The organism is Microbacterium sp. H37-C3 (assembly GCF_027157935.1).
GTDB lineage: Bacteria > Actinomycetota > Actinomycetes > Actinomycetales > Microbacteriaceae > Microbacterium > Microbacterium plantarum.
This window is the reverse complement of sequence record NZ_JAPVLR010000006.1, coordinates 77832-89107: the sequence shown is the minus strand read 5'-3', so window position 1 is coordinate 89107 and position 11276 is coordinate 77832. Positions and strand designations below refer to the sequence as shown.

The 11276-nt window shown below is 65.8% G+C and carries 13 protein-coding genes; 4 read left to right on the top strand and 9 right to left on the bottom strand.

Annotation, left to right across the window (positions count from 1 at the left end; all coding sequences use genetic code 11):
• The first annotated feature begins 93 nt into the window (after window positions 1–93).
• On the top strand, window positions 94–1758 hold the full coding sequence (locus tag O1W71_RS14790; protein ID WP_269268597.1) for an Eco57I restriction-modification methylase domain-containing protein: 1665 nt from the start codon (window positions 94–96) through the stop codon (window positions 1756–1758).
• Window positions 1759–1774: 16 nt separating this feature from the next.
• On the opposite strand, the gene O1W71_RS14785 is transcribed toward O1W71_RS14790, so the two are convergent.
• Window positions 1775–2800: a PDDEXK nuclease domain-containing protein gene (locus tag O1W71_RS14785; protein ID WP_269268596.1), complete on the bottom strand. Its 1026-nt coding sequence runs from the start codon at window positions 2798–2800 to the stop codon at window positions 1775–1777.
• A 119-nt stretch (window positions 2801–2919) separates the two neighbouring features.
• Here O1W71_RS14785 and O1W71_RS14780 point away from each other — a divergent pair, with 119 nt between their 5' ends.
• From O1W71_RS14780 to O1W71_RS14770, 3 genes are read left to right on the top strand one after another with little or no spacing between them, the layout of a single operon-like run.
• On the top strand, window positions 2920–3420 hold the full coding sequence (locus tag O1W71_RS14780; RefSeq protein ID WP_269268595.1) for a hypothetical protein: 501 nt from the start codon (window positions 2920–2922) through the stop codon (window positions 3418–3420).
• On the top strand, window positions 3417–3638 hold the full coding sequence (locus O1W71_RS14775) for a hypothetical protein (RefSeq protein ID WP_269268594.1): 222 nt from the start codon (window positions 3417–3419) through the stop codon (window positions 3636–3638). The genes O1W71_RS14780 and O1W71_RS14775 overlap by 4 nt, the downstream gene beginning before the upstream one ends.
• 10 nt (window positions 3639–3648) lie before the next feature.
• Window positions 3649–3885: a hypothetical protein gene (locus O1W71_RS14770; RefSeq protein WP_269268593.1), complete on the top strand. Its 237-nt coding sequence runs from the start codon at window positions 3649–3651 to the stop codon at window positions 3883–3885.
• Window positions 3886–3922: 37 nt separating this feature from the next.
• On the opposite strand, the gene nrdH is transcribed toward O1W71_RS14770, so the two are convergent.
• The 8 genes from nrdH to O1W71_RS14730 all read right to left on the bottom strand — a co-directional run bounded on the left by nrdH (window position 3923) and on the right by O1W71_RS14730 (window position 11265).
• Window positions 3923–4156, bottom strand: a complete 234-nt coding sequence (gene nrdH, locus O1W71_RS14765; RefSeq protein WP_269268592.1) for a glutaredoxin-like protein NrdH — start codon at window positions 4154–4156, stop codon at window positions 3923–3925.
• A 281-nt stretch (window positions 4157–4437) separates the two neighbouring features.
• The gene (locus O1W71_RS14760; RefSeq protein ID WP_269268591.1) at window positions 4438–4758 is read right to left on the bottom strand and encodes a hypothetical protein; all 321 of its coding nucleotides are present in this window, start codon (window positions 4756–4758) and stop codon (window positions 4438–4440) included.
• A gap of 5 nt (window positions 4759–4763) precedes the next feature.
• Complete coding sequence (locus O1W71_RS14755) at window positions 4764–5045, bottom strand: hypothetical protein (RefSeq protein WP_269268590.1); 282 nt, start codon at window positions 5043–5045, stop codon at window positions 4764–4766.
• Complete coding sequence (locus O1W71_RS14750; protein ID WP_269268589.1) at window positions 5045–5983, bottom strand: helix-turn-helix domain-containing protein; 939 nt, start codon at window positions 5981–5983, stop codon at window positions 5045–5047. Before O1W71_RS14750 ends, O1W71_RS14755 begins: the two co-directional genes overlap by 1 nt.
• A 145-nt stretch (window positions 5984–6128) precedes the next feature.
• A complete protein-coding gene (locus tag O1W71_RS14745; protein WP_269268588.1) occupies window positions 6129–7238 on the bottom strand; it encodes a zeta toxin family protein in 1110 nt (369 codons plus the stop codon).
• Window positions 7222–7479: a hypothetical protein gene (locus tag O1W71_RS14740; protein ID WP_269268587.1), complete on the bottom strand. Its 258-nt coding sequence runs from the start codon at window positions 7477–7479 to the stop codon at window positions 7222–7224. Before O1W71_RS14740 ends, O1W71_RS14745 begins: the two co-directional genes overlap by 17 nt.
• A gap of 142 nt (window positions 7480–7621) precedes the next feature.
• Window positions 7622–8188: a prepilin peptidase gene (locus tag O1W71_RS14735; RefSeq protein ID WP_269268585.1), complete on the bottom strand. Its 567-nt coding sequence runs from the start codon at window positions 8186–8188 to the stop codon at window positions 7622–7624.
• A complete protein-coding gene (locus tag O1W71_RS14730) occupies window positions 8185–11265 on the bottom strand; it encodes a LysM peptidoglycan-binding domain-containing protein (protein WP_269268583.1) in 3081 nt (1026 codons plus the stop codon). The genes O1W71_RS14735 and O1W71_RS14730 overlap by 4 nt, the downstream gene beginning before the upstream one ends.
• Window positions 11266–11276: the final 11 nt, after the last annotated feature.

Below are 11276 nucleotides of genomic sequence, written 5' to 3'. Positions count from 1 at the left end.
CCGGGGGTGCAGTCGGGTGGGTCGTTGAGACACTGACCGAACGTACACATAACGACATGTGGCTCAGGAGCCTTCCTGTTCGCCGGTTTGCGGGTGCTGCAGCCGCTGTACGACGCCACGCTCGATGCTCTGGACCGTCACGTCCGATCGACAGCGTTTCCCGAGGGCGAGGCACTGCTCGAGAACGTCTCCAAGCACGCCAACACCGAGTACTTCGTCCTCAAGCACGCCACCCTCAGCAACCTCTACGGCGTCGACATCATGCGCGAAGCGGTCGAGGTCGCCCGGCTCCGGCTCTTCCTGAAACTCGTGGCATCCATCGACGATCGCAAGGATCTCGAACCGCTCCCCGACCTCGATTTCAACATCAAGCCGGGAAACACTCTCGTCGGAGCCCTCACCGTGGATTCCCTCGAAGAGGACAGCGGCACCCTGTTCACCAGTGACCGGATCACCGATGTCAAGAAGTCCGCTGCGCGGATCTCCGAGCGCTACGCCGCGTTCCGGGAGCGCCAGGAGACCAACGAATCGTCCGTCGGCCTGCGCCGCGAACTTGTCGCGCTGCTCGACGAGGTGCGCCGAGACGTCGATGACCTCTACCACTCGGCAACGATGGTGCCCCAGCCTCTGACGGCATGGGTCGAGACGCACCACCCCTTCCACTGGTTCGTCGAGTTCCCCGAGGTCTTCGAGCAGGGCGGGTTCGACGTCGTGATTGGGAACCCTCCATACGTGAACCGTCGCGAGCTCAGCTACCGCATCACCGGCTTCAAGACAGATGACGTAGACGACATATACGCATCGTGCTGTGAGCGATCCGCACAGATCACCCGCCCCGATGGGCGTCTAAGCCTCATCGTCCCAATCCGCAGCCAGTTCGGCGACCGTGACGAGTCGCTTCGGAAGTACTACGCCGAACGATTCGGCGCGATCTGGGTGAGCACGTTTCAGGAGCGGCCGGCAGCGCTGTTCCAGGTCAAGGTACGCAGCACGATTATCACCGCCGCCGGGCAAGGGAAAGCGTCAGAGATTCACACCACGATCACCCATAGTTGGATCGAGCCGTTCCGACCTCACCTGATGGCGACGCTCCGATACGCACGGCGGCCGAACAGCACGAAGACGCCCAACTGGATGCGGTCGAGTGGCGATGCCATGTTCGAACTCATGGACACGTTGCTGGCGAAGGGATCACTGCAGGCATCCTTGGTTCGCGTAAGCGACTTCTCGGTGGGATTCAAGAAGACCGCGACCTACTTCCTCAGCACCTACACGGTGTCGCCGGTGACGTACGAGAAGTCCACCCATGCATCCGTGCCGCTGAACGAGGGAAAGTTGTTCACCCAGCACCGCAACGACCAGCTGGCAGTGAGCGCCGTCGCCGCTTCACGACTGGCCTTTCTGTGGTGGACCTTCACCGGCGACTGCTTCAACGTCACCAAGGGGACCATGTCGGCGATCCCGTTCTCGTTGCGCAGCTGCGACCAGACAACTCGCGACGCGCTGATTGACTTGGGGAAGCGGATCGAGACTGCGTTGCCCGATGTCCAGTCATGGGATCTCAACTCCGGCAAGTACGTCGGCGGCTACGCGGTCCCCGAGCTACGCCACCTCACCGACGAGGCCGACGAGATCATTTTGACCTCGATCGGGCGTATGGATCTGCTGCCAGAAATCCAGTACGCGCACGCCCGCATGTTCAAGAGCACGGGCATGTCTGCAACGACCCTACGCACGCTACCCTTCGAGGTCTCCTAGTCACGCGCACCATCAGCTACTGGTCGCGAGCAAGCTCATCGGCGAAAGCCCGTGTGATCGCTTCCTCATCCGGGAGAGCTCGTTGTGCCTCTTCGCCGAGTTCGTAGCGGCTGACCGCGACCGGCTGGGTTGTTGAAGCGAGTGCGTAGCGAACGACAGTGTCGTTCTTGCCAGCGACGAGCAGGATGCCGACGGTCGGCTGGTGCTTGTCGCGGATCCGAAGCCGGTCGTCGTCGACGGCGACGTAGAAGCCGAGCTGCCCGGCGTCGCGCGGATCGAACTTGGTGGTCTTGAGCTCGATGACGACATAGCGCAGCTGCTCGACGTGGAAGAACAATAAGTCGACGTAGAAGTCGTCGCCGTCAATGTCGAAGTGCACCTGGCGGCCGACGAACGCGAAACCAGGGCCGAGCTCGCGCATGGTGTCAAGGATCCGGTCGACCATGCGCTGCTCGAGCTCACGCTCGGACGCATCGCCGTCGACGGCGAGGAACTCGAGCGCGTAGGGGTCCTTCGTGAGCTCCTGCGCCTGGTCGGAGTCCAGCCGCTCGAGCGCGCCGGCGAAGTTGCTTGGCGCAGCGGCCTCCCGCTCGTGCAGGCGGGTCGTGATCTGGTGAGCGAGCATCGGCCGGCTCCACTGGTGGTGTGCGTCCTTCGCGGCGTACCAGTTGCGCGTCTCCTGGTCGTCGAGCTTGTCGAGCAGCTCGATCACGTGTCCCCACGGCAATTGTGCAATGGGTCGTTGCACAATCTCAGTGGCGTCCGGCCAGGCACCAGCGAAGGCCCGCATGTAGAGCAGGTTCCGGCGGGAGAACCCCTTCATCGACGGGAACTCCGCGCGCAGATCTGCTGCAAGGCGATCCAGGACCTTCGATCCCCATCCCTGCTCGGCTTGCCTGTCGATGATGGTTCGGCCGATCTGCCACCACAGCTGCAGCAGTTCGGTGTTCGCCTTCCGCTGCACACGCAGACGCGCCTCGTGCACCTGCCGTTTCAGCTCCTCAAGCGTGGCGGTGTAGTCGTCCGGGATGAGGTCGCTCATGGGCCCGATCCTCCCAGAACGTTCCAACGACGGCCGGCAAGGAGTGGATGAGCTTGTCGGGTCTCTTACACTGAGCTACAGTTAGTAACTGTCAGGGATACAGACTAAATGGAGTGATCATGAGCTCACAGGTTGTCCGCAGTGACACAATCGATCTGCTCGTCTCAGCGCTGATGGTCTTGGGGTTGAGCCCCGATCCAGCGAAGCCTCTGCCGACCGGGGAGCAGTGCGTCACGCACATCGCCGATGGCGTCGGCCGTGAGCTGGCAGAGGCGAACCTCGATGCCGTCAGTCTCTCCGAGGGGTCGAACCCGCCGGAGGCTGCGTATCGCTGGCGGCCGGTGATGGAGGTCGCACTGAGGTATGCCCTGTCGCCCGCGACGGCTGTTCAGGTGGAGGCGGCGCGCCGCTACTTGGTTCGCAACTGCGCCGCGCACCCAGGGTGGGAGCAGTCGCAGGCGCGACAGATCGTGGCTCGCCTTGGCGAGAGCTTGCGGCGGGGCCCGCTGCAGCGGTGGCCTCGAGAGAGTCACGGCGACTTCCGCGGCATCGCCGTCTGCGTTCCCGGATGGACTCGAGACGACGGGTTCCCGGCGCTGCAGTCGAGGGCTGACGCATGAGCACCCCGTCGCGGCCGAGCGGTCCCCTTCCTGCGGCGCTCCAGCGTCGCTTGCGGCGCCAACTGATGGTGCTCGTGTTCGCGGGCGCAGCAGGCCTTGCGGGATGGCTCGGTTTTCTCGTGATGCCGATTCTCGATCGGGTGCTGCTCGTGGGGCTGCTGCTGTTGTTGTCCTACGCGCTGACGGTCTCGCTCATCGACTTCTTCCGTCGGGAGTAGGTGAGGTGAGATGGCCAGGCAGACGATCAGCTGGACACAGGGTGTGCGATTCACCGCCACCGTCGATGTCGACGAGAGCGAGCTCACGCGGTGGGCGTCCGGCGCAGTTCACGTGCGCACCATTGACGGCGAGGTAACTCGTTCAGCCGGCAGCGAGGATGTGTCACGGATGCTCGGGTCGAATCAGCACCTGCGTGCCGCGCTGTTGCAGTCGTGGGTGGCTGAGAAGGCTCAGGAGCAGCAGTGAGGGCGCCCGCACGCGGACGCCCTCACTGCTGCGGTGGTCAGACGAGTCGAGCGGCGAGCTCGTCGATCTTGTCTGGCCGGAACCCGGACCAATGGTCCTCGTCGGTGATGACGACCGGCGCCTGCAGATAGCCGAGGGCCTTGACGCGCTCGAGCGCATCGGCGTCCTGGCTCATGTCGACGACCTGGTAGTCGATGCCTTTCGAGTCCAGCGCTCTGTACGAGGCCGAGCATTGGACGCATGAAGGCTTGCTATAGACGGTGACAGCCATAGGGGACTTCCTCCTCTCTTCGGATCGTAGTGTGCAGGAGGTCTCAGACACGTAGGATTCGTGAGCGCCTTGACGGCGACTCCAACCGCATCAGGTTGCCCGTTCCGGGGAGTCAGCGACGGAGCGTGCGGCCTTGAGGACACGGTGAATGTGGGAGTCGTAGCCAGCAGATTCTCCGCCGGCCCCCTTGGCGGCGCGGCCCCGCGCGCCGCATCCACAACCCCAACGACCAGATCCGCCGGGAACGTAGAAGTGCTCGAAGGCGGGCGGGTTGGCGGAGCTCACTGGGTGCTCCACTGTGGCGCGGGGGCACGCACGGTGACGACGTCGACGATCCCAGGATGCCGCCATACGCGTCCGTCGACGAGCAGCACCGGGCGCGTCCCGACTGCAGCGGTGGGATCCGCCGCGATCTCTCGCGCCCAGGTTCCGATGATGCCGCTGGCGGGATCGGCGAACCCGAGCAGCTTCGGCAGCAACCGCCGCGGCATCCCCGAGCTGACGACGTGGTCGGCGCCTACGAGGAGGGGTGGCGGTTCGACGAGAGCGTCTTCCGGCCGCTTGAGATACACGGTGTACGCGGTCCGAGCTCTGCGCAGCATCCTGCTCATCGGGCTTGCCCTTCCATCTGGCGGTCCGCGGCAACGATCGCGAGGACGCCTTCCAGATCGGCGCGGCGAGCGAGTCGGATCATGGGGCGAGTGATCTCGACGCTCGGGTCGAGCTTGGAGAGTACATAGTGGCGTTGGCGCGCCCGGGCTGCTTCCGCGCACGTCGCGAGAGTGCGCGAGCCGTGGTTGGGGCATCCCCCACGGCTCTTGCACCCGTCGAGGAATCCCGCCGGCGTGCCGTGCTGCACGCGCTCGAGCATGTCGAGGATCTTGCTCATCAGGCTGCCAGCTGCATTTCAGGTGCTGTGGAGAGCTCGGTCACATGGAGCACACGCAGCACGGTTCTCGAGGTGATGTCGAGCAGCTGAGCCGTTTCCTCGAGGCTGTATCCGCGTTCGCGCGCCAAATGAATCGCGACGTGTCGCTCTTCGCGGGTGAGCCGTACGCGTTCACCGCGCAGGGCGAGGTCGATCGCGACCTCGTCGACGACGGGCTCCTCGTCAACGACGGCAGGTTCGTCGTCGGTGTCGATGTCGTCCCAGGCCATAGGCGGAAGCCATCGATGGGCTCGCGCGTACTCGAGCGCGCCGGTGTAGACGGCCCTGTCGTACCGGCTTTCGTGAGGGGGGTGTACGCGCCACAGCCGCTCGTACAACGACGCTGCGGCGTTGTGGAGTTCGGCAGGGATATCGGTCTTGCTGGTGAGGATCCTCGCCATCCTTGATTGGCTGATGTCGAGCATCCTCGCCAGCCGGGTCTGCGCCCACCCGAGCGTCCCAAGGGCCTCGACGCGGCGGCGCATACCTCTCGACGAAACCTTCGCAGCCGGAGGAAGAGAGGTCAGGTCTGGGACGACGGCGAGGAGCTTCTCAGCAGTAGAGCGATGGATGCGTGAAGGAGATGCGCCGCGGCCTCGGCTGCCCTTGTTCTTGCTACCGAACCAGATCGCGCGGACGGTGTCGGCGCTCACGCCGGCAGCTGCGGCGATCGCCTTCACCGTCATGCCGTGTCGGAGAAGAACCCCGATGTGGACCTTGACGGGCGCCGTCGACGACATGCCGCAGTCGTACCTGCCATAGGCGATGAGCTTCTTCCGCTCATAGCAGCGAGTCGTGTTCGCGGCGCGGCATTCCGCGCATCCGCACTTGTGCACCCGGTAGCAGGTCGGCGTGATGCCGTGCTTGTGATCGGGCGGGCAGAGCTTCGTCCTATCCATCCTTCACCCCTCAAAGTTGCTTACATTTATGAATGTAAGCCCTCCATGATGCCGATGCAACCAGAGGGACGATCCCTCCTACCTACAAGGGGTGGGCGTGCGGGGGGAAAGTCGACAAGTTGCCGGCACGAGGGGCGCGACGAGCTCAGTTGCGGGGCTGAGGGCGGCGCCGGTAGAACCCGTCGACATCGCGGCCGTTGCGCTGATGCGGCGCGACCCAGACCTCGCCTGATCCGCTCTGCGCAGATCCGGGCTGCTCGTCAGTTGAACTCAAGGAGAGAGCAACCGGCGTAGCACGGTGAGACGTCGGTGCGGTGGCCGCCGGCGTTCTGCGGAGGGTCCATTTGCGCGACCAGCGCCCATCTTCACGCTTGCCGGCGTATTTCTCGACGAGCTCGGGGGCCGCCTCGGGCTGCTGAACGGTGTACCGCTGGAAGCTGACGACGTTCGCGTTGGCGTCAGCGACTCTTTTCGCGATGCCGGCGCAGATGGACTGGTCGTCCTGTTCGTAGAGGCCGTCGCTGAATCCTGGCGGCACGGCACGGCCGCCGAGCCGTTCCACCTCGGTGGCATCTGGTTTCAGGCTGGCTAGGTATTCGGTCCGCCACCGGTATTCGGCACGGGCTTGCGTCACGGCCTTCGGCCCATCGACGACGACGAGGTCGACCGCGTACCCGTTCTCCTGCAGCATCCGCAGCGTTTCGAGTGCTTTTCTCTCGTTCGCGAGGGTGCCGTCGAGGATCACGTTCTCGCCTCGGAGGACGGCCCGGTCTCGCTCCTGCTTCATGAGCAGCGAAGATTCTTCGTGCACGAGGGAGGCGCGTTCTCGAGGCGAGAGCACCTCGGTTCCCGGCGGGGCGAGCTCGTGGTCGAGCGTCCCGTCTCGCTGGGCGCGCAGGAGCAGATGATCCTTGAAGTCGTCGGCGTTCAGATCCCGCCAGTCCTGTTCGGATGACCCGAGATCGGCGATCAACTTCGCTCGCGCCGAGGACTTCCCTGCACCGGGAGGACCGGCCAAGACGATCGCACGTCGGTCTCGCTTGACGTTGGGCCTCTGGGCGCGGAACGCGGTACGAATCTCACGGTGAGCTGCTCGCCGCTCTGCTGAGGGCCGGATGCCGTCCCGGAACCAGCCGGCGTTGTGGACGGTGGATCTTGAGGTGTCCGCGGCAAGCGGTCCGCCCGGCGCACCCAGCTGCTCGAGCAGCTTCTTTCGGGCGTCGAAATCGACCTGGCGATCAGGGGATGCGTCCACCGTTGGCCTCCGTCACGGCATCGGCGATCTCCTCGTAGAGGTCGTCGTCGATGAAGTCGCAGGCAAGCGCCGTACCGATCTCCTCGAACGATCCCCGCGTGGTCACTGCAGGGTCGTCGAAGGGTGGGGCGATGCGCTCGCGCGCGACGAAGGGGAAAGCCCGCAGCGCGGCAATGAGGTCGGCGCGCGAGATCTCGCCGTCGCTGTACTGCCGCGTGAGCTCGAGCGGAGTGGTGGTCATCCTGATCACCTCCCTCTCAACCGTCATCTCCATACCCCCAGCATACGCCAGGGCCGGTTATATTCGTAAAGGTTCGCCGTGTGGGTCATCGCAATCCCTTCCACCTACAAGGGGTGGAAGGGACAGTGGCCGGTCGACAAAGTCAGGTCAGAATCCCCGCCGCGGTGACGACCAGCGCCGCGGCAGCGATCGCAGGGCCATGCGCGTGTGCGGTGCGCCCTCGTCCGGCGGCGATGCGCGCGAGCCGTTCGCCAGCGCTGAGCAGCACGGCAAGCGGGACCAGGTAGATGGCGAACCACCCCGCGAAGACACTGGCGAACAGCGCGACCGCGCCTGCGAACTTCGCGTCTCCGAACCCGAACCACCCCGCCATGCCCATCAACGCATAGGCGAGGAACACCGTTGCGGCTGCGGCGATAGAAACGATGAGGATCCACGGGTCCGCGGCCACGATGCTGACCGCGGCCGCCTGCAGGGCGCCTGCAAGGGCGTACGGGCCTGTGTACCGGTTAGGCAACCGCCTCGTACGGATGTCGACGAGCGCGATCACAACGCCGGCAGCGGTGAAGCTGGCCAGGGCGATCCATGGGTATCCCGTGACGCCGACGAGGGCGAGAACAGCGAGAAGTGTGCCGCCGATGGCGGCTCCGACATACTCGCGGAACGGGCTGCGCGAGTGCGCAACCGTCGCCTCTTCGGTCACGGTCATCGGGATTCGACGAGCTTGGCGGGCGCGGAGTCGATCAGCTGCTGGGTGGCCTCATCGAGCTCATAGTCGGGATCTCCTCCCCCGGGACGGGCGTAGAGCTCGTCGATGACGCGGGAGAACTCGGCGGCGCTGCCGGCGCGCATGGCGGCCTCCAGCTCGAGGCGCCAGCCGGCCTCATTGAGTGGGTCGGCCGACTGGGCGATGCGTGCGGCGAAGCGAGCCTGGTCGAACTCTCCTCGCCGGAGCGCACGGTGCGCGAGTTCGTCGGCAGCATCCAGGATTGCAGCGATCATCGCCTCCTCGGCCGGTGCGCGCCAGACCCACCATCCCCGCCGATTCGTAGGCGGAGTTAAGGGCTGGCCGCGGACCAGCCGGATCGCTGCGATCAGGTCCTCGTTGGGCGTGGTCTTTAGGTCGGCGCCGATCAGGGAGCGGAAGTCGTCCCAATCGCTTCGAATGGCGGGGTGGATGAGGAAGCCGACTTCCTTGCGCCCCTCGGGGAGGAGCTTGTGCCCGTCGGGGTCTGCGCCCATGACGTTTCGAAGGTGCTTCGCGAGCTGGCGAGCGTTGTTGGCATCCGGATCGACCTTGTCCGGCCAGAATGCCTTGTGCAGCTGCGCCCCGGGCACCTGCCCGCCGTGCAGTAGCAGGTAGGCCATCATCTCCGCACCGCGGCCGGGGAGCTTCTCCGGAACATTCAGGACGTCAACGGGCCCGAGCATGCGTACGTAAGGCGCAGGCCAGTCGGGTGCGCTGACCACGAGGGGCGGCGCGACCTCTGTCTCGGCGGCTACGGTCGTCGGCTCGATGTCCGCGTCGGAGATCTCGACCGAGGCAGCGGGCTCGGCGGGCTGAGGTGTGCTCGCCTCCTCGTCTTCGACGAGCTCTGGGAGGGCTTCCTCAGCTGCCGGCATCTCGACGTCGGGCGCCTCCGTGGCTTCGGCCTCTGCTTCGTCTGCCGGAATCTCGGGTGCGGTCTCGGCGGTGGCGTCGCTGTCGTCGTCGAGGAGAGCTCGCTCGTCGATGACGTTCTCCGCTGCCAGATCGGCGACGTGCGATTCCTGAGCTGTGGTGTCGAAGAGGTTCTGGATCAGCTCGAGCTCCTCGCCAGCGAGCAGCTGGGGATGGAATGGGAGCGGTGGGAGTTGTCCCCCAGAGCGGTATTCGGCGGTGGTGCGGTCGGTGATGACGACCGTGGAACCCGCCTCGATCGATTCGCCGCTCGCGACCGTGGCGATGCCCAGCCGTGGCATATGCGCGACGAGCTCGGCGAGCTCACTCCGTTGTGCCTCAGGCGGCTCATTGCCGAGGATGACGATGTGCGGCGCCCACGACTCCAGGTCTGTGGCCTTGACCCGCGCCTGGTGGACGTCGTCGACGTCGTACGAGTTCAGCGCAGAGCGACGATCCTCCATGTCGGCCCGAAGGTTGCGGATCAGAGCCGGAACGTCGTCGACGTGCTGCACGCGGAACCGTCCGAGATCGCGGGCGAGCCCGTGAGGCATCCCGACGAGGGTCACCTGGATCTGATCAGACCAGGGGTTCACGGCGAGCTCGACGGCGATCGCGGTGAGAACACCTCGAGCGGTCTCTTCGTCACCGACGACGTTCAGCGAACCGATCTGCTCGAGATCGAGGAGGAGAACGCCGCCGGCGTCATCCGTACCGATCGTGGTGAGTGCGGGGTATGGCGACACGGTCGGCCGCATCGGCGGCTGCGCCCGCCCAGGGCGCACGACCCAAGCCGTGCGGTCGGGGTGCGCCGCCTCGAAAGGCTCCGGCAAATCTGCGGGCTCGGTCAGGTAGATGGCGATCTCATCGTCGGCCAGGCGAACGGCGAGGAGTTCGGGGAGCGCTGCGCCAGTGTCCTCGGCCCAGGCCTGCAGTCCTCGTAGCGCATTGTCGATGTCTTCGACGCCGATGGGGTTCTCGACCAGACGCAGCTCAAGTTCAAGGTCTGCCGCAGCTTGGCTGGGCATCGCGATTCGTTCACCCGCGAGACGCTTACGTCGCTGCCGTAGTCGCCTCGCCCCAAGCGCGGCGAGTAGGCCCGCGACGAGCAGCCCCACTGCTCCCCCGACCGTCGCGAGAGGAACCGAGTAATCTGCATCGGCGCCGTCATCCTGCCGGGCATCGCCGGTGGTCGACTCGTCCTGCGCGGCGGGCAGATCGGCCGAGTGCGTCTCCTGCTGGACGCCCTGATCTTCTGTCGTACCGCCAACAGCCCCACTCGATCCTCCTGCACCTCCGGATCCGGCGCCGCCGGAACCATCGACGCCGGCGCCCCCGGCCCCGGTGGATCCAGTGACAGAGTCGTCCGGAGTTGCCGGAGCCGGCGGGTCGGGTGTCGGTGCCGGTGGGGCCTCCTCCACCTGGACGTTCGGGACGGCCAGCGTCCACCCGGTGATGATCAGGTTCGGGTCGCTCAGTGCGCGCCCGTCCGCCTGAGTGACCCCGCGATTCGCTTCGAAGATCTCCGGGAAACGCTGCCCATCTCCGTAGTACTTCTCCGCCAGATCCCAGAGGGTGTCTCCGCGAACGACGTTGTGGTCGATGGTGACGTTCGTGATGACCGGCGCGGCGTCCTGCGTCGACGCGACGGCGGGCGCGGCCGGCGCCGATACCTGCACGGCCTGCTCGAGGAGGGCAGGTTCAGCCTGCGACCAGGTCGTGGCCGACGCGTGGATCGGCTCCGCGGCGACCGCGGGCGTAGCCGCACCACCCAACGCCCCGAACCCGGTAAGCATCACCGCGACCGCTGCGACGAGGGATGCGGCCAGGCGCTGTTGCCCTCGGAACGCACCGACTCTCTTCCGGGTCTGACGCCCCGAAACTCCGGCGCCGATCTCCAAGAGCAGCGGGCCCGCGAATGCCAACCACGCGAGCCAGCACAGCAGCGGCAGCACTTTCGTCGTCAGGATCACGTATCCGTAGTCGGGCGTGAGGGAGAAGATCGCCTGCCACTGCGCCGAGGTGGGCAGCGGGTTCCCCGCGATCAGGATGAGGAGGACGGGCACGCCGACGAGGATCGCGCCGATCACGATCAGGGCGCCAAGACCTCGCAACAGTTTCGTCACGTCGTCGCCTT

What these genes read in the sequence shown, in the direction of transcription:
- O1W71_RS14780 (WP_269268595.1), top strand. Translation starts at nt 2,920, where the DNA reads ATGAGCTCACAGGTTGTCCGCAGTGACACAATCGATCTGCTCGTCTCA.
- O1W71_RS14740 (WP_269268587.1), bottom strand. Translation starts at nt 7,479, where the DNA reads ATGACCACCACTCCGCTCGAGCTCACGCGGCAGTACAGCGACGGCGAG.
- O1W71_RS14750 (WP_269268589.1), bottom strand. Translation starts at nt 5,983, where the DNA reads ATGGATAGGACGAAGCTCTGCCCGCCCGATCACAAGCACGGCATCACG.
- O1W71_RS14735 (WP_269268585.1), bottom strand. Translation starts at nt 8,188, where the DNA reads ATGACCGTGACCGAAGAGGCGACGGTTGCGCACTCGCGCAGCCCGTTC.
- O1W71_RS14760 (WP_269268591.1), bottom strand. Translation starts at nt 4,758, where the DNA reads ATGCTGCGCAGAGCTCGGACCGCGTACACCGTGTATCTCAAGCGGCCG.
- O1W71_RS14785 (WP_269268596.1), bottom strand. Translation starts at nt 2,800, where the DNA reads ATGAGCGACCTCATCCCGGACGACTACACCGCCACGCTTGAGGAGCTG.
- O1W71_RS14755 (WP_269268590.1), bottom strand. Translation starts at nt 5,045, where the DNA reads ATGAGCAAGATCCTCGACATGCTCGAGCGCGTGCAGCACGGCACGCCG.
- O1W71_RS14770 (WP_269268593.1), top strand. Translation starts at nt 3,649, where the DNA reads ATGGCCAGGCAGACGATCAGCTGGACACAGGGTGTGCGATTCACCGCC.
- nrdH (WP_269268592.1), bottom strand. Translation starts at nt 4,156, where the DNA reads ATGGCTGTCACCGTCTATAGCAAGCCTTCATGCGTCCAATGCTCGGCC.
- O1W71_RS14775 (WP_269268594.1), top strand. Translation starts at nt 3,417, where the DNA reads ATGAGCACCCCGTCGCGGCCGAGCGGTCCCCTTCCTGCGGCGCTCCAG.